Origin of the sequence: Reyranella sp. (assembly GCF_965229815.1) — a bacterium.
Taxonomy (GTDB): domain Bacteria; phylum Pseudomonadota; class Alphaproteobacteria; order Reyranellales; family Reyranellaceae; genus Reyranella.
Window position 1 is genome coordinate 694385 of record NZ_CBDDJN010000002.1, and the last position, 17913, is coordinate 712297.

Below are 17913 nucleotides of genomic sequence, written 5' to 3' on the forward strand. Positions count from 1 at the left end.
CGCTTATTCGCGGGCAGCGGTCAATAACGCGAGTTGCGATGAGTGTTCGACGCGACGAGGAGCTGCTCCCACCAAGAAGTGAAGATTATCGCGTCGCCCTCATGTTAACGCTCAGGCGATCCGCGAGTTCGAAGGTCGCTTGCTTCTCAACGGACGAGGATCTCGACCCGGCGGTTCTGTGGTTCTCGGACACCGTCGGCGGTCGGGGCCAGCAGGCCCTTCTCGCCCATGCCGATGACCGAGATCGCCTGCGCCGGCACGCCGTTGCGCACCAGGGCGTCCTTGACCGCGTTGGCGCGGCGCAGCGACAGCGCCATGTTGTACGCCTCCGGGCCCGACGTGTCGGTGTGGCCGGTCGCCGTGATGCGCGCGCTGCCCTTGGTCTTGTAGGCGTCGGCCGCCTGCGCGATCGTCGCCAGCGCCTGCTGCGACAGGTTCGACCGATCCCAGTCGAAGAACACCATGAATGTTGGTCGCGACGGATCTCCGTGAAACCCCGATGGCAGCTGCGGCGCCGAACCGAACTTGAACTGCAGGCCCAGCATCACGCTGAAGTTGTTGTTCGTCCACTGCTGCCCGTTGATCGACGGGTTCGACGTGCCGTAGTAGCGGCCGTCCAGGTTCACGCGGAAGTTCGTGTCGACCAGCCAGCCCAGGCCGATGATGCCCTGGTAGGCGAACACCGTGCTGCTCAGCGAGCTCGAACCGTCCACGAAGCCGATGCCCGCGCCCGCGCCGATGTACGGCGTGATCACAGAAGCCGGCATGAAGTCGTACAGCAGGTTCGCCATGATACCCAGCTGGCCGATCTGGTTGTTGATCGCCGTGCCCGGGACGCCGACGTTCGTCGGGTTCCAGCGGTACACGCCTTCCAGCTCGACGCGCGGCCCGACAAAGTCGTAGCCGATCACGCCGCCAGCCGCCCAGCCCGTCCCCGGCGTCACGCCGACAACAGGGGCCGCCGCAACGTTCGTGTTCGCATTGAAGTTCAGCAGCCAGTTCAGGCCGCCTTCCGCTCCAATGTAGACGCCCGGCGCCGGAGACTGCGCCTGAGCAATGGCCGGCAGCGCTACAACTGCAACAACGGCCGCAGCCAGAGCGTTCCCCATCTTGTCTCCGTGTTCCGAACGCGAGATCGGCGAACTTGGAGCACCAAACCTCCGCGTTGGAGGAAGGAAGTTGCCCGTCCTAGCCGAACGCCTCTTCCCAGGTGCCGCGCGTCGAGGCCTTCGAGTACTCCGTCGCGCGGTTCTCGAAGAAGTTGGTGTGCTCGATGGCGTTGAGCATCTGGTCCATCCACGGCAGCGGGTTCTTGGCGTCCGTGCGGTAGATCGGCTGCAGGCTGAGCTGGGTCAGGCGGCGGTCGGCGATGTAGCGGATGTAGCGCTTCACGTCGGTCGCGGTCATGCCCTCGATGCCGCCCATCTCGAAGGCGAGGTCGATGAAGGCGTCCTCGTGGTCGACGATGGTCGAGCAGGCGACGTAGAGCTCGCGCTGCAGCTCCTCGGTCCAGATCTCCGGGTTCTCGTGCACGAAGGCGCGGAACAGCTTGATGATCGAGTTGCAGTGCAGCGTCTCGTCGCGCACCGACCACGACACGATCTGCCCCATGCCCTTCATCTTGTTGAAGCGCGGGAAGTTCATCAGCATCGCGAACGAGGCGAAGAGCTGCAGCCCCTCGGTGAAGGCGCCGAACACGGCCAGCGTCTTGGCGATCGCCGGCTTCGAATCGACGGTGAACTCCTGCATGTAGTCGTACTTGTCCTTCATCTCCTTGACGTGGAGGAAGGCCGAGTACTCGGTCTCCGGCATGCCGATCGTGTCGAGCAGGTGGCTGTAGGCGGCGATGTGCACCGTCTCCATGGCCGAGAAGGCCGCCAGCATCATCTGCACTTCCGTGGGTTTGAAGACCCGCGAATAGTGCTTCATGTAGCAGTTGTTCACCTCGACATCGGCCTGGGTGAAGAAGCGGAAGATCTGGGTCAGCAGGTGGCGCTCTGAGTCGGTGAGCTTGTTGCGCCAGTCCTTGACGTCGTCGGCCAGCGGCACTTCCTCGGGCAGCCAGTGGATGCGCTGCTGCATCAGCCAGGCGTCGTAGGCCCAGGGATAGTGGAACGGCTTGTAGATCGGCTTGGCGTCGAGCAGGGACATGGCAACCCGCGATCAGGAATGATTTGGGCGAAAAAGAAGCCCCGTCGCGCCGCGGGAGGGATGTCCGCGGCGCCACGGGGCCGGCTGAAGGCTACTGACAGCTAAGACATTCTTCGTAGTCGGTTGTTTGTGCCGGTGCCGCCGGCGTACCGGGCAGCACCGGAGAGGGGACGTCGACTCTGGGGGCTGAAAGGGCATGGTCGCCGAACGGCGCGGCGAGCGCCTCGCCGGCCACCGTCTCGGCGCGCTGGATGCTGAGCGAGCGGCAGTAGTAGAGGCTCTTCACGCCGCGCTTCCAGGCCATCATGTGGATCTGGTGCAGGTCGCGCTTGTGCACGTCGGCCGGCAGGAAGATGTTCAGCGACTGGCTCTGGCAGATGAAGGGCGCGCGATCGGCCGCGTGCTCCACCAGCCAGCGCTGGTCGAGCTCGAACGCCGTCTTGAACACCGCCTTCTCGTGGTCGTCGAGGCAGTCGAGATGCTGCACCGAGCCCTGGCTGACGGTGATCGAGGTCCAGGTGTCCTCGTCGTTTCGGCCCTTCTGCTCCAGCATCTTCTCGAGGTACGGGTTGCGCACCACGAACGAGCCCGACAGGGTCTTGTGATTGTAGACGTTGGCCGCCGACGGCTCGATGCCGGGCGAGGCGCCGCCGCAGATGATCGAGATCGACGCGGTGGGCGCGATCGCCAGCTTGTTGGAGAAACGCTCCTCGAAGCCGAAGTCGGCCGCGTCCGGGCAGGCGCCGCGCTCGCCGGCGAGCGTCTTCGACGCCTCGTCGCACTGGCCGCGGATGTGCTTGAACATCTTCTTGTTCCACACCTTGGCCATCACCGATTCGAGCGGGATGTTGTTGGCCTGCAGGAAGGAGTGGAAGCCCATGACGCCGAGCCCCACCGAGCGCTCGCGCATGGCGGCGTAGGTGGCGCGGGCGAAGTCGCTGCCGGCATTGTCGATGAAGCCCTGCAGCACGTTGTCGAGGAAGCGCATCACGTCCTCGATGAACGTCGGATGCTCGTGCCACTCGAGATAGGTCTCGAGGTTGAGCGACGACAGGCAGCAAACGGCGGTGCGCTGCTTGCCGTGGTGGTCGACGCCGGTCGGCAGGGTGATCTCGCTGCACAGGTTCGAGGTCTTGACCTCGAGGCCGGCCATCTTGTGGTGCTCGGGCCGCGCCTTGTTCACGTGGTCGACGAAGACCAGGTACGGCTCGCCGGTCTCGATGCGCGCCGTCAGGATGCGGATCCAGAGATGGCGGGCCGAGACCTTGCGCTGCACGGCGCCGTCCTTGGGGCTGACCAGCGCCCATTCCTCGTCGTTCTCGACGGCGCGCATGAAGGCGTCGGAGATCAGGAGCCCGTGGTGCAGGTTGAGCGCCTTGCGGTTCGGGTCGCCGCCGGTCGGCCGGCGGATCTCGATGAACTCCTCGACCTCGGGATGGTTGACCGGCAGGTAGACCGCCGCCGAGCCACGCCGCAGCGAGCCCTGGCTGATCGCGAGCGTGAGCGAGTCCATGACGCGGATGAACGGCACGACACCCGAGGTCTTGCCGTTCATGCCGACCTTCTCGCCGATCGAGCGGAGGTTGCCCCAGTAGGAGCCGATGCCGCCGCCGCGCGCCGCCAGCCAGACGTTCTCGTTCCACAGGCCGACGATGCCCTCGAGCGAGTCGTTGGCCTCGTTCAGGAAGCACGAGATCGGCAATCCCCGGGTGGTCCCCCCATTGCTCAGCACCGGCGTGGCCGGCATGAACCAGAGATTGCTGATGTAGTCGTAGAGCCGCTGGGCATGGGCATCGTCGTCGGCATAGGCCGAGGCGACGCGGGCGAACATGTCCTGGTAGCTCTCGCCTGGCAGAAGGTAGCGATCCGACAGGGTGGCCTTGCCGAAGGCCGTCAGGCGGGCGTCCCGCCCGGAATCGGTAACAACACGTGCACCGCTTCGAACTTGAACGACATCAAACACTTGCGGCCCCCGTTTTCTTCTTGTCCACAGCTGTGGAGAACACAGTTTGTGGAAGACACCTACATCTAGGGAGGGTTGTTGCCCTCGCCACTATCCCTTGATGATACGTCTCCCGGCTGCCCTGTCATCGCCAAAATTTTACCTCGTATGTGAATCTGAGGAATGCCCGGTTAACTTATTGATATACCGATAAAAATTGATCTCCAGAATCGTGGGGATTTGGCCCAGAGCCCCTCTTCGCACCTGCAGCATTCTGGGAGAACAAAACGCGCTTTGCCGCGGAATCCAAGGGCCGGCAACCGAATCGCCAGCGATTCGGCTGGGGGGCGAAGACCGACTCGTCCAAAGCCGAGACGGGACGGGCACTTCTGGCCGCAGCGAACGCCGTCGTCAGATTGTCATGGCCGGACGTACCATCAGCGCCCAAATCAGGGGGCGAAACGATCCGGAGGAAACAGGCGACATGGACACGGCCGACATCGACACCGACGGAACGCCAGGACTCGTCGGGCTCGATGCCATCTCGGCGGCCGCCCGTCGCGCCCGGGACGACGAGGGTGGGACCTTCGCCCGCCTGCTGTTCGCCCGCGTCGCCGGCAAGGACCTGACGGGCGCCCCGGCGGAGGATCGCGCCGCCGCGGCCCTCTCGCTTCTCGGCTTCGCCAAGCATCGCCTGCCTGGCGTCGCCAAGGTCCGGGTCTTCAACGCCACGCGCCCGACCCACGGCTTCGAGAGCCGCAACACGATCGTGCAGATCGTCAACGACGACATGCCGTTCCTGGTCGACTCGGTCGTGAACGAGCTCAACCGTCGCGAGATCGCGCTTCACCTGCTGGCGCACCCGGTGCTGACCGTGCGCCGCGACCTCGACGGCAACCTGATCGGCTTCGAGGGCGAGTCGGGCGACCGGGCGCGGTCGGAGTCGATGATGCACATCGAGATCGACCGCCAGACCGGCGCCGCCGTGCTCGACGAGCTGACGGCGGCGCTGTCGCGCGTGCTCGCCGAGGTGAGGGCGGCCGTCGAGGACTGGCAGCCGATGCGCCAGGCCTGCCTCGACGCCATCGCCGACCTGGCGCCCGGCCAGCCGGAGAAGCTCGGCGAGTACGAGGACTTCCTGCGCTGGCTGGCGGCCGACCACTTCACCTTCCTCGGCCATCGCCGCTATCGCCACGTCGAGGATGCCGGCCAGCCGGGCGGCATCCGCTACGAGATCGTGCCCGGTTCGGCGCTCGGCATCGTGAGACGCGACGACGTCCATCTCTTCGACCCCGGCCTGGGCGGCGGCGAGGCGATGGCGCGCTTCGCGCGCGGGCCGCACAACATCCTGATCGTGAAGACGGACCGTTCGTCGCTCGTCCATCGCAGCGGCGCCATGGACTGCGTCATCGTCAAGACCTACGACGCCGACGGCCGCGTCACCGGCGAGCGGCGCCTCGCCGGCCTGTTCACCTCGTCGGCCTATCACTTTCCGGTCCAGGCGGTGCCGCTGCTGCGCGGACGGATCGACGGCATCCTGCGGCGCTCGGGCCTCGACCCCCACAGCCATGACGGCAAGGCGCTGCTGGCGATCCTCGACGCCTATCCGCGCGACGAGCTTTTCCAGATCGACGAAGACACGCTCTACGACCAGGCGCTGGGCATCCTGCAGCTCCAGGAGCGCCGCCGCGTGGCGCTGTTCATGCGCCGCGATTCGGTCGGCCGCTTCGCGTCGTGCCTTGTCTATGCGCCGCGCGAGCGCTTCGATGCGACCCTGTCCGGCCAGTTCGCCGCGATCCTCGAACGCGCCTGGAAAGGCAAGGTCGTCTCGACCGCCGCGACGGCCGGCAGCGATTCGGCGCTGGCCCAGGCGCTCTACACGCTGAAGCTCGAGGCGCAGGACGCACCCGCCCCGGACGCCGCCCGGCTCGAGCAGGCGCTCGCCGAGGCCGCGACCTCGTGGACCGATCGCTTCCGCGCCGTCCTGCAGGAGCGGCTGGGCGAGGCCGAGGGGCGTGCCGCGGCGCGGCGCTGGCGCGACTGGTTCTCCGGCCTCTACCGCGACGTGTTCGACGCCGGCCACGCCGCCAACGACCTGCCGCTGCTCGAGGCGGCGCTGGCGGGCCGGGCGCTCGAGGTGCGGCTCGACCGCCCGCCCGGGTTTCCCGCGCATCGCTTCACGCTGCGCCTGTTCCATCCCGCTGCGCCGATCGCGCTGTCGGACATCCTGCCGCTGGCCGAGAATCTCGGCCTGCGCGTGCTGAGCGAGGCGCCGTTCCTGCTCGCGCCGCCCGAGGCCGGCGACGGGAGCGCGGTGGCGCTGCAGGTGCTGACCGTCGAGACGGTCGACGGGACCGCGATGGACCTCGACGGCGCCGGACCGCGGCTGGTCGGGGCGCTCGACCGGGTCTGGGGCGGCGCGCTCGAGAGCGACAATCTCAACCGGCTCGTCCTCGCTGCGGGACTCGACTGGCGCGAGGTCGCGCTGCTGCGCGCTTACGCCAAGTACCTGCGCCAGGCCGGCATCGCCTTCAGCCAGGACTACATGGAGCGCGTGCTGAGCGCCCATCCCGGCATCGTGCGGCACCTCGTCGACCTGTTCGTGGCCCGGCTCGATCCGGCACTGGGCGATGCGACCGCCGACACGCGGCGCAACAGGATCGACGCCATCGAGGCCGGGCTCGCCGCCGCGCTCGAGCAGGTCACGACCCTCGACGAGGATCGCATCCTGCGGCGCTTCCTCAACGCGCTGCGCAGCACGCTCCGGACCAACTACTGGCAGGTCGGACCCGACGGCGCGCCCAAGGGCTGGATCTCGCTCAAGCTCGACAGCCGCGCCGTCGACGAGCTGCCGGCGCCGCGCCCGCTGGTCGAGGTCTTCGTCCACAGTCCGCGCACCGAGGGCATCCACCTGCGGGGGGGCCGCGTCGCCCGCGGCGGCATCCGCTGGTCGGACCGGCGCGAGGACTTCCGCACCGAGATCCTCGGCCTGATGAAGACCCAGATGGTGAAGAACGCCGTCATCGTGCCGGTGGGCTCGAAGGGCGGCTTTTACGTCAAGCGGCCGCCGACCCATCCAAAGGGCGGCCCGGCCTCGCGCGAGGAGGTGCAGGCCGAGGGCGTCGCCTGCTACCGGACGCTGATCCGCGGCCTGCTCGACGTCACCGACAACTACGTTGCCGGCGAGGTGCGCCCGCCGGACCACGTCGTGCGGCACGACGGCGACGACCCCTACCTCGTGGTCGCCGCCGACAAGGGCACGGCCACCTTCTCCGACATCGCCAACGCCCTCGCCCGCGACTACGGCTTCTGGCTCGACGACGCCTTCGCGTCCGGCGGATCGGCGGGCTACGACCACAAGAAGATGGGCATCACCGCGCGCGGTGCCTGGGAATCGGTGAAGCGTCACTTCCGCGAGCTCGGCCGCGACATACAGACGACGCCCTTCACCGTCGCGGGCGTCGGCGACATGTCGGGCGACGTGTTCGGCAACGGCATGCTTCTGTCGCGCCAGATCCGCCTGGTCGCGGCCTTCGACCATCGTCACATCTTCATCGATCCCGATCCCGACCCGGCCGCGAGCTGGCAGGAGCGCCAGCGCCTGTTCGACCTGCCGAGGTCGTCGTGGATGGACTACGACAGGGCGCTGCTGTCGCGCGGCGGCGGGATCTACGATCGCGCCGCCAAGTCGATCACGCTGTCGGACGAGGCGCGCGCGGTCCTGGGCATCGAGGCGCCGGCACCGACCCCGGTGGACGTGATGCGGGCCATCCTGACGGCGCCGGTCGACCTGCTCTACCTCGGCGGCATCGGCACCTACGTGAAGGCGACCGGCGAGACGCAGGCGGAGGCCGGCGACCGCGCCAACGACGCGGTGCGGGTCGACGCCGCCGGCCTGCGGGCGCAGGTGATCGGCGAGGGCGCCAATCTCGGCTTCACGCAGCGCGGCCGCGTCGAGGCGGCGCTGGCCGGGCGCAGGATCAACACCGACGCGCTCGACAATTCGGCCGGCGTCGACACGTCCGACCACGAGGTCAACATCAAGATCGCCACGGGCGAGGCGATCGAGCGCGGGGCGCTGCGGCCCGAGGACCGCGACACGCTCCTGTTCTCGATGACCGAGGAGGTGGCGGCGCTGGTGCTGCGCCACAATTACCAGCAGAGCCAGGCGATCAGCGTCGCCGAATCGCGGGCGTCCGAGGAGCACGACCGGCTGGAGCGCTTCATGCGGGCGCTCGAGCGCGAAGGCCGGCTCGACCGCGCCGTCGAGTACCTGCCCGACTCCGCCGCCATGCGCGCGCGTTCGCAGAACCGCCAGTGCCTGACGCGGCCCGAGCTCTGCGTCCTGCTGTCCTACGCCAAGCTCGACCTCAACGAACAGATCCTCGACTCGGACCTGCCCGACGATCCGCTGCTCGAGGAGGAGCTGCTGCGCTACTTCCCGAGCGCCCTGCGCGAGCGGCACGAGCCGGCGATTCGCGCCCACCGGCTGCGCCGCGAGATCACCGCGCTGCAGGTCGTGAACTCGCTGGTCAACCGCTGCGGCCCGTCCTTCGTGCGCACGACGGCGGCGCGGACCGGCGCGCCGGCCGCCGCCATCGCCCGCGCCTTCGCCGTCGTCCGCGACGCCTGGCGGCTGCGCGACCTGTGGACCGACATCGAGGCGCTCGACCCGCAGCTCAAGGCCGAGGCGCAGACCCGCATGCTGGTCGCCTCGCAGCGCTTCCTGACCCGCGCCGTCGACTGGGTGCTGCGCCGCCTGCCGCAGCCGCTCGACGCGGTGGCGGCGACGCGCCAGCTCGGTGCCGCCGTCGCTTCCCTGGGCGACCTGCCGGAGACGCTGATCGGCGGGGCCGCCGCCGCGGCCCTCGCCGAGCGCGCCGCTTCCTTCGAGGCGCTGGGCGCGCCCGCCGGCGTGGCCCGCCGCGCCGCCGCGCTCGACACGCTGGCGCCGGCCGGCGACCTCATGCTGGCGGCGCGCGCGCCGGGGATCGGCATCGAGCTCGCGGCGCGCCTCTACTTCCGCCTGGGCGAACGACTGTCGCTGGCGCGGCTGGCCAACGCCGCGCAGAAGCTGCCCCGCGAAGGCCAATGGCCGGCGCAGGCCGCGCTCGCCGTGCATGACGAGCTGGTGCGCCTGCAGTCCGACCTGCTGGCCTCGGCGCTGGCGGCGGCCCGCGCCGCGGGCACGACCGATCCGGAGGCGGCCCTGGCGCATTGGAGCGAGCCGCGCAGGCTCGCCCTCGATCGCATCGACCGGCTGCTCGGCGAGGAGCTGGGCGGCGCCGACGCGCTCGACCTCGCCATGCTGTCCGTTGCCGTTTCGGAGCTGCGCACCCTATTACAGGCCACGACCATCACCCCATCGGAGGATGCATGACCCAGAGCAACGACGACTACGAGGTGAAGAAGAGCGACAGCGAGTGGAAGAAGGAGCTCGATCCGCTGCAGCACCATGTGCTGCGCGACCACGGCACCGAGCGTCCCTTCACCAGCCCGCTGAACGACGAGAAGCGCACCGGCGTCTTCCGCTGCGGCGGCTGCGGCGAGCCCCTGTTCGATTCCTCGACCAAGTACGAGAGCGGCTCGGGCTGGCCTTCCTTCTGGGCGCCGAAGGACGGCGCGGTCGGAACCACGACCGACACCAGCCACTTCATGACCCGCACCGAGGTCCATTGCGCCAAGTGCGGTGGCCATCTCGGCCATGTCTTCCCCGACGGGCCGCGGCCGACCGGCCAGCGCTACTGCATGAACGGCGCGGCGCTGCGGTTCGACGAGAAGAAGTAGGGACGGTCCGGTCGGGACGCCTCAGCGTCCCGGCAGGGCCTGCAGGTCCAGCACCAGCTGCTGGAGGTTGGCCCGCACCGCGCGCTGGTCGGCGACGCGCAGGCGGTTGTCGTTGTCGATTGCGTCCTCGAGGGTGGCCGTGCCCAGGCCGCTCAGCGTGCGGTCGTAGACCACGGTCCCGCTGGTCGAATCGGTCAGCCGCCAGGCGATGGTCGCCGTCACGGTCATGGCGAAGCCGGCGAAGGGTCGCGACAGCGTGAGCAGCTGGGCGTCGAGCCGGTAGCGGCCGCTGGCCGGCTGCCCGAGACCGGCGGCGGCCAGTGTCCGGACGGCCGCTTCCTGCACCTCGGCCGGGCCCACGGCGGAACGCCAGGGCGTGCCGGCGTCGCGGCCAAGCGTGACCGATCCCACAGTGATTGCGTTGCGATAGGTCGGCGCCGGCGCCGAGCCCACCGGCGCGCTGGGCACCATCTCGGTGTAGGTGGGCGGCGGCGCGCAGCCAACGAGACCGGCCGTGGCACTGGTGGACAACAGCAGGGCCACCAGCCGTCTCCGGACGAAGAGAGGCATGTCAGGTCGTCGGCTGGTCGCCCTGGGGCGGTGGCGGCGGCGGACCATCGTCGCATTGTGCCCACGAGGGCGCGGCAACGGACATCAGGACGGCAAGGGCCAGGCTGAGAAGACGGATCATCAGCGCCTCCAAGGCCGCGAGTGGATCACAGGCCCTTGAGGAAGTCGATCAGCAGTTTGTTGACCGCTTCCGGCCGCTCCTGCTGCACCCAGTGGCCGGCGCCGTCGATGATGTGGCTGCCGACCAGGCCCGGCAGGGTCTTCGGGAAGGCGTCGAGCTGCGCCTGGGCGGCGGGAAACTTCAGCACGCCGTCGCGGCTGCCGGCGATGAACAGCGACTTCTGGCGGATCGGCTGGCCGCGCCACGGCCCGCCCAGCTCCCAGTTGCGCCGCAGGTTGCGGTACCAGTTGAGGCCGCCGCGAAAGCCGGTGCGCGCGAACTCGCCGGCGTAGAAGTCGAGGTCGGCCTCGCCGAGCCAGGCGGGCAGCACCGGCGGATCGATCGTGTTGGCGAGGAGCGTGCCGCCGGTGAGGCGGGCAAAGCCCTTTCCCGGCTCCGACAGCTCGCCGCCCGCGGTGCAGTAGATCCGGCGCAGGGCGCCACGGATGTCGGCTTGCAGCTCGGCCTCGGCCACGCCCGGCTTCTGGAAGTACTGCAGGTAGAAGTCGGTGATGCCGAGCTTCTCGAGTGCGGTGAGGATGTCGACATAGCCCGGCGGCGCCCAGGGCACGCTCATGGCGCAGACGGCGGGGAAGAGGTCGGGCCGCCACAGCGCGGCATGCCAGGCGACCGGCGCCCCCCAGTCGTGGCCGACGATCACGGCCGACGTCTCGCCCAACGCCTTCACCAGCTCGGCCATGTCGCCCACCAGGTGAAGCAGCGTGTACTGGTCGATCGGCTCCGGCGCCTCGGTGCCGCCGTAGCCGCGCATGTCGGGCGCCACGCAGCGGAAGCCCGCGGCGGCGACCGCCGTGAGCTGATGGCGCCACGAATACCAGCTCTCGGGCCAGCCGTGGCAGAACAGGACGAGCGGCCCCGTGCCGGTCTCGGCGTAGCACATGTCGATGGCGTTGGCCTTGGCCCGCTTCAGGAGGACGCCCGCGACGGGCGAGGAAATGTCTGACATGGCGGCAGTCTAGCCGCGCAGGTGCGTGGGATGCGAGAGGCGGGCGCGCACGGAGGCGCGCGATCCCAGCAGCAGCGAGCCGAGGAAGAACAGGCTGGCGAACAGGACGATCAGCGGGCCGGACGGCAGACCGACATGGAACGACACGAGCAGCCCGATCGTGGCCGAGGCGAAGGCCATGGGCGCCGCGACCAGCGTCATCGACCAGACCTCGCGCGCCCAGAACGAGGCGGCGACCGCCGGCAGCAGGATCAGGCCGAGCGCCATCAGCGTGCCGAGCGCCTGAAAGCCCGCCACCATGTTGAGCACGGCGAGAGCGAGAAAGAGATAGTGGTAGAGCGAGCCGCGCACGCCCATGGCGGCGAGGAAGCCCGGGTTGAAGCATTCGACCACCAGGGGCCGGTAGATCGCCGCGAGCCCGACCAGCGTCAGCGTCGCGGTCGTCACGACCAGCGCCAGCGCGAGATCGTCGACCGCCAGGATGGCGCCGAACAGGATGTTCATAAGGTCGACGGCCGAGCCGCGCAGCGAGACGATCAGCACACCGAGCGCCAGGGAGGTCAGGTAGGCCGCCGCGAAGCTCGCATCCTCGCGCATGCCCGAGAAGCGGGCGATGACGCCCGAGGCCAGCGCCGTCGCCATGCCGGCCAGGAAACCGCCCAGGCTCATCGCCGGCAGCGACAGGCCGCCCAGCAGGAAGCCCAGCGCCGCGCCGGGCAGCAGCGAATGGGTGAGCGCGTCGCCCATCAGGCTCATGCGCCGCAGGATGAGGAAGACGCCGATCGCCGAGCCGCCGGTCGACAGGGCGAGGCTGGCCACGAGCGCGCGGCGCATGAAGCCGAAATCGGCGAAGGGCGCGACGAGAAGGTCGTAGAGCATCATGCCGCCCCATCACCCCGACCGGAGCGCGGAATCACGCACTCAACTTCATCGGCACGTCGCAGGCGTCGGCTTGCTCGTCCCAGGCCTCGGCCATGGCGCGGGCGCGCATCAGGTTCTCCGCCGACAGGACCTTGGCCGTCGGCCCGGCGGCGACCAGCTCGCGGGCCAGCAGCAGGGAGCTGGGAAAGTCGCGGCGCACCTGGTCGAAATCGTGCAGCACGGCGACCACGGTCCGCTGCTCGGCGCGCCAGCGCCGCACCACCGCCATGAGATCGGCGACGGTCCTGGAATCGATGGCGGCGAACGGCTCGTCGAGCAGCACGAGGTCGGCGTCCTGAAGCAGCAGGCGCGCGAACAGCACGCGCTGGAACTGGCCGACCGAGAGCGTGTCGATCGGCCGACGCTCGAAGCCGGCGAGACCGACGGCCTCGATGGCATGGTGCGCGTCATGGAGATCCGGCGCGCGGGCCGAGCCGAACCCGCCGAAGCGCGACCAGCGGCCGAGCAGGACGGTGTCGAACACCGAGATCGGGAAGCTGCGGTCGATCTCGGCCTGCTGCGGCAGGTAGGCGATCCGCCGCGCCGTGCATTCGATGCGGCCCTCGATATGCGGGACGAGGCCGAGCATCGCCTTCAGGAGCGTGCTCTTGCCGGCGCCGTTGGGGCCGACGATCGCGGTCATCTCCGCCGCCGGAATCTCCGCCGACACGTGGTGGACAGCGGGATGCCGGTCGTAGCTCACCGTCAGGTCGACGAGGCGCAGGGCGGCGCTCACAGCGCCCACCAGGCCGCGAGCCACAGCAGCACCGACACGCACAGCGCCGCGGCGACGCGCGCGCGCGCGCTCATGGCGAGAAGGGTCGTCCCGGGGGAAACGGTCGGATGCACGGCGTCGAATCGTTATAATATTGCACAAAAGGAGTCCAGCCGGCGCGAGCCGGCGTGATCGACGACTAACCGTTTGTTGATTGGCAGCAGGGCGGGGCGATGCGCATTGTTGCGCCATGAGCATGCACTCGCCTACGGGACGCCGGTCCCTCCTGCTGGGCGGCGGCGCCGCGGCCTGCCTGGCCGTCGGCGACAGCCTGTCCGGGCGGGCCTTCGCCGGCGCGCCCACCGAGGGCCCGTGGGCCGTCGAGCTCTTCACCTCGCAGGGCTGCAGCTCCTGTCCTCCGGCCGATGCCCTGCTCGGCAGGCTGGCGCGGCGCCCCGACATCGTCGCGGTCTCGTATCACGTCGACTACTGGGACTATATCGGCTGGAAGGACCCGTTTGCGACCCGGGCCACGACCGAGCGGCAGCGGGCCTATGTGCGCGCGCTGCACCAGCGCTATGTCTACACGCCCCAGATGGTGGTCGAGGGCATGGCCCACGACAGCGGCCGCGATCCGTCGACGATCGAGCGGCTGCTCGACAAGGCGCGGCGGCGTGCGGCGCGGCGGGCCACGCCCGAGCTGGCGCGCGGCGCCAACGGCGCGCTCGCCGTCAGGCTCGACGCCTTTCCCCTCGAAGGCCGCTCGGCCGACGTCACGCTCCTCGTCTACGACCGCCGCCATTCGACGCCGGTCGCGAGCGGCGAGAACCAGGGCCGCATGCTGGAGAACTTCAACGTCGTGCGCCGCCTGCAGGTGCTCGGCCGCTGGGACGGCGCGGCGACGGGCTGGACGATCGACGACGCCCATCTCCAGTCGGGCACCGGCGCCGCCGTCATCGTTCAGCATGCCGGCCACGGTCCCGTGATCGGCTGCAACAAGATCGAGCCGATGGTCTCCGGCTGATCACGCCGAGGTTGGTGACATCCGTCACAGAGCAGTCGATCCTCCCGTGATAGACGAATAGCGACGCGGACCGGCGCCACGGCGCCCGTGCCACGATCCGCGATCACGGGGAGGTCGGGCGATGGCCGAACGGGAATTGAACCTTCTCATCAAGACCAGCCGCGCGGCCGCCGGACGCCGCTTCGCGCTGGGCGCCGCGCCGCTCTCGTTCGAGACCAAGCCGCTGATGCCCAGCATCGAGCGCGGCGGACGGGGCGCGGCGATGGCCGCCGCGCCGGTCTGGCACCTCGCCAGCGTCGATCAGCGGCTGAACCCCTGGGATGCCTGTCATTCGCTGCTCACCGAAGGTCTGGGCGTCGCCGGAGGCGACGTCGTCATGGCCGAGCCGGACCTCGAGCAGAGCTGGCTGTGGACGTCGGCCAACCGCCAGGCGTTCGGGCTCACCGGCGGCTGCGAATCGGTGCCGCCCAACGGCGACGTCTACGCGATCGGCAACACCGACCTGTGGTTCGCCGACGAGGCCCATTCCCAACTCGATGAAGCGCGATCGCGCGTCAACGCCCCCAATCCGGCGACCTCGCCGCGCCAGATCGTGCGCATCGCCCATCTCGACACCGGCTACGACGACAACCACCAGAGCAAGCCGCGCTTCCTCAACACCGCCCTGGCGCGCAACTTCGTCGACGCCGATCGGCCCAACGACGCCACCGACCGGCCGACCGCGCTGATCAATCCCATGTTCGGCCACGGCACGGGCACGCTCAGCATCCTGGCCGGCAAGGACGTCACCGGTTCCAGCGGCACCTCGTTCGGCGGCGCCGGCACGCTCGAGGTCGTGCCCATCCGCGTCGCCAACTGGGTCGTGCTGTTCAAGAACAGCGCCATCGCGCAGGCCTTCGACTACGTCCATTCCCTGTGCGATTCGGAGGAGACGCGGGTGCACGTGCTCAGCATGAGCATGGGCGGCGTCGCTTCCTCGGCCTGGGCCGACGCGGTGAACGCGCTCTACGAACGCGGCGTGTTCGTCGTCACGGCGGCCGGCAACAATTTCGGCAACCTGCCGACGCGGTTCATCGTCTATCCGGCGCGCTTCGACCGCGTCGTCGCCGCCTGCGGCGTCATGGCGGACGGACGGCCCTATGCCGACCTGCCGATCCGAAAGATGGCCGGATGCTACGGACCGGCGCGCAAGGACGTGACGTCGATCGGCGCCTTCACCCCCAACGTCCCGTGGGCCAAGTTCGGCTGTCCGGGCACCGTCGACATGGATGGCGGCGGCACCTCGGCCGCGACGCCGCAGGTGGCCGCCGCCGCCGCGCTGTGGATGCAGAAGAACAAGGCGGCCCTCGAGGCCTACGGCGAGGACTGGATGCGGGTCGAGGCGACGCGGCGCGCGCTGTTCGGCACCTCGCTGCCGCCCCAGGGTGCGCAGCAGGGCCGGGTCGGCGTCGGCGTCCTGCACGCCAACGCCGCGCTCGATTCGGCGCCGGCGACGGCGGCCTCGCTGCAGGGCGCCAAGACGCCGGCCGACTCCGCGTCCTTCTCCATTCTGCGCGTCCTCACCGGCCTCGGCCTCACGGCCACGGCCGAGCGCCAGCGCATGCTCGAGCTCGAGGCCCTGCAGATCAGCCAGCAGTCGCGCGACGTCGAGCGGCTGCTGATCGAGTTCGACGGCACGGACGGCGCATTGCAGCCGGTCCAGGCCCAGCGCGTCGCCGAGGCGCTGCTCGACCATTCCGGAATCTCCGCGACGCTCAAGCGGGAGCTGGCCAAGACCACGCCGCGCCGGGTGGTGGCGAGCCGGCCGCTGCGGACCGAGCCCGGCGTACCGGAGCTCCCCAGCAACCGCACCATCGCGCCCGACATGCCGACGCCGCCGGTGCGCCGGCTCTGGGTCTATGCGCGGGACCCGCTGCTCAGCAGCGACATGGATTTTTACAACCTCAACGAGGTCGAGGTGGAGGTCCCCTGGGAGAAGGACCTGCTGCCCGGCCCGGTCGGCGAGTATCTCGAGGTCGTCGACGTCGATCCGCCGAGCGGCCGCGCCTACGTGCCGATCGACCTCAACCATCCCAGCCTGCTGGCGCAGAGCGGCTACAAGCCCACCGAGGGCAACCCGCAGTTCCACCAGCAGATGGTCTACGCGGTGGCGATGAAGACGATCGGCCACTTCGAGAACGCGCTCGGCCGGCGGGCGCTGTGGGCGCCACGCCATGCCACCATCGACGGCGAGCGCGAGTCGCGCTTCGTGCGCCGCCTGCGGGTCTACCCGCACGCGCTGCGCGAGGCCAATGCCTACTACAGCCCGGAGAAGGGGGCGCTGCTGTTCGGCTATTTCCGCGCCTCGGCGAACAGCATCGAGACCCTGCCGGGCGGCCTGGTCTTCAACTGCCTGTCGCACGACGTCGTGGCGCACGAGACGACGCACGCGCTGCTCGACGGGCTGCACCCGCGCTACAAGGAGCCGTCCGGCCTCGACATGCTGGCCTTCCACGAGGCCTTTGCCGACATCGTGGCGCTGTTCCAGCACTTCACGATCCCCTCGGTGCTGCTGGCCTCGATCCGCCAGGCGCGCGGCCGCGTCGACCTGTCGACCAGCCTGGCCGACCTCGCCCAGCAGTTCGGCGTCGCGATCGGCGCCCATGGCGCCCTGCGCAGCTACATCGGCAAGAAGCCGCAGTCCGACGAATACGCCAGGACGACCGAGCCGCACGCCCGCGGCGCGCTCCTCGTCGCCGCGGTCTTCGCCGCCTTCTCGCGCGTCTACGAGCGCAAGACCAAGGACCTGGTGAGGCTCGCCACCAGCGGCACCGGCGTGCTGCCCGATGGCGACATCCCGCACGACCTCGCCACCCGCCTCGCCGAGGAGGCGGCCATGGTGGCGGGCACTGTGCTGAACATCTGCATCCGGGCCCTCGACTATTGCCCGCCGATCGACCTCTCGTTCGGCGAATATCTGCGGGCGCTGATCACCGCCGACCGCGACCTCATTCCCAACGACAAGGACGGCTACCGCGTGGCGTTCATCGCCTCGTTCCGCGACCGCGGCATCTATCCGGCCGATGTCGCCAACCTGTCGGTCGACACCCTGACCTGGCAGCGCCCCGACATCGATCCCAGCGCCCTGGCGGCCGTCAGGACGGCGAAGTCGGTCGACTGGCGCCGCAACTCCGACCGCCACGACGTGTTCATCGCCTGGAACAAGGCGGCCGCCCGACTCTATCGCGACGTGATCGACGATCCGGCGACGCCCGACGCGCTGTTCGCCGCGCTCGGCCTGGTGCGCGGCAGCCCGCCGGGCAAGCCGCCGCGCGCGATCACGATCGACGGCGTGAAGGGGAAGGTCTCGCGGATCGAGATCGGCTCGGTGCGCCCAGCCTGGCGCGTCGCACCGGACGGCGGAATCCTGTCGGATATCATCGTCGAGATGACGCAGCGCTGGACCCCCGCCGACGCCGGCGGCCGGTCGTTCCGCGGCGGCTGCACCATCATCTGCGATCTCGACAGCGGCGACGTCCGTTACGTCATCCGCAAGCGTGTCGGCAATCCCCGGCGCACGGAGCAGGAGATGGCCTTCCGCGGCGCCCTCGCCGAGAGCGACAGCCATGCGGCCTATTTCGTCGAGGCGAACGGCCGCGGCGAGCCGTTCGCGATGATGCACCGGGGCGTGTGAAGC

The 17913-nt window shown here is 69.6% G+C and carries 11 protein-coding genes; 4 read left to right on the top strand and 7 right to left on the bottom strand.

Annotated features, from left to right (window positions below; translation table 11 throughout):
* Positions 1-146 precede the first annotated feature (146 nt).
* From ACO073_RS03880 to ACO073_RS03890, 3 genes are all read right to left on the bottom strand, one after another.
* Entirely contained in the window at positions 147-1109 is a 963-nt protein-coding gene (locus ACO073_RS03880) for an OmpA family protein (protein ID WP_421995457.1), read from the bottom strand.
* Between the two features lie 79 nt (positions 1110-1188).
* Positions 1189-2151 (bottom strand): ribonucleotide-diphosphate reductase subunit beta, encoded by a 963-nt coding sequence (locus ACO073_RS03885; RefSeq protein WP_421995459.1) that lies wholly within the window; start codon positions 2149-2151, stop codon positions 1189-1191.
* Between the two features lie 91 nt (positions 2152-2242).
* On the bottom strand, positions 2243-4048 hold the full coding sequence (locus ACO073_RS03890) for a ribonucleoside-diphosphate reductase subunit alpha (protein WP_421997390.1): 1806 nt from the start codon (positions 4046-4048) through the stop codon (positions 2243-2245).
* A 529-nt stretch (positions 4049-4577) separates the two neighbouring features.
* Here ACO073_RS03890 and ACO073_RS03895 point away from each other — a divergent pair.
* Entirely contained in the window at positions 4578-9473 is a 4896-nt protein-coding gene (locus ACO073_RS03895) for an NAD-glutamate dehydrogenase (RefSeq protein ID WP_421995461.1), read from the top strand.
* Complete coding sequence (gene msrB, locus ACO073_RS03900) at positions 9470-9880, top strand: peptide-methionine (R)-S-oxide reductase MsrB (protein ID WP_421995463.1); 411 nt, start codon at positions 9470-9472, stop codon at positions 9878-9880. The genes ACO073_RS03895 and msrB overlap by 4 nt, the downstream gene beginning before the upstream one ends.
* Positions 9881-9901: 21 nt before the next feature.
* Here msrB and ACO073_RS03905 read toward each other — a convergent pair whose 3' ends face one another.
* The 4 genes from ACO073_RS03905 to ACO073_RS03920 form a co-directional block, all read right to left on the bottom strand.
* Positions 9902-10423 carry a hypothetical protein gene (locus ACO073_RS03905; protein ID WP_421995465.1) on the bottom strand — a complete coding sequence of 174 codons (522 nt, stop codon included), beginning with the start codon at positions 10421-10423 and terminating at the stop codon, positions 9902-9904.
* Positions 10424-10596: 173 nt separating this feature from the next.
* The gene (locus ACO073_RS03910) at positions 10597-11577 is read right to left on the bottom strand and encodes an alpha/beta fold hydrolase (RefSeq protein ID WP_421995467.1); all 981 of its coding nucleotides are present in this window, start codon (positions 11575-11577) and stop codon (positions 10597-10599) included.
* 9 nt (positions 11578-11586) lie between these two features.
* Positions 11587-12459 carry a metal ABC transporter permease gene (locus ACO073_RS03915; protein WP_421995469.1) on the bottom strand — a complete coding sequence of 291 codons (873 nt, stop codon included), beginning with the start codon at positions 12457-12459 and terminating at the stop codon, positions 11587-11589.
* Positions 12460-12490: 31 nt separating this feature from the next.
* A complete protein-coding gene (locus tag ACO073_RS03920) occupies positions 12491-13234 on the bottom strand; it encodes a metal ABC transporter ATP-binding protein (RefSeq protein ID WP_421995471.1) in 744 nt (247 codons plus the stop codon).
* Positions 13235-13463: 229 nt separating this feature from the next.
* On the opposite strand from ACO073_RS03920, the gene ACO073_RS03925 reads away from it, so the two are divergent.
* On the top strand, positions 13464-14237 hold the full coding sequence (locus ACO073_RS03925) for a DUF1223 domain-containing protein (protein ID WP_421995473.1): 774 nt from the start codon (positions 13464-13466) through the stop codon (positions 14235-14237).
* A gap of 121 nt (positions 14238-14358) precedes the next feature.
* The gene (locus tag ACO073_RS03930) at positions 14359-17910 is read left to right on the top strand and encodes a S8 family serine peptidase (RefSeq protein WP_421995475.1); all 3552 of its coding nucleotides are present in this window, start codon (positions 14359-14361) and stop codon (positions 17908-17910) included.
* The last annotated feature ends 3 nt before the right edge of the window (positions 17911-17913 follow it).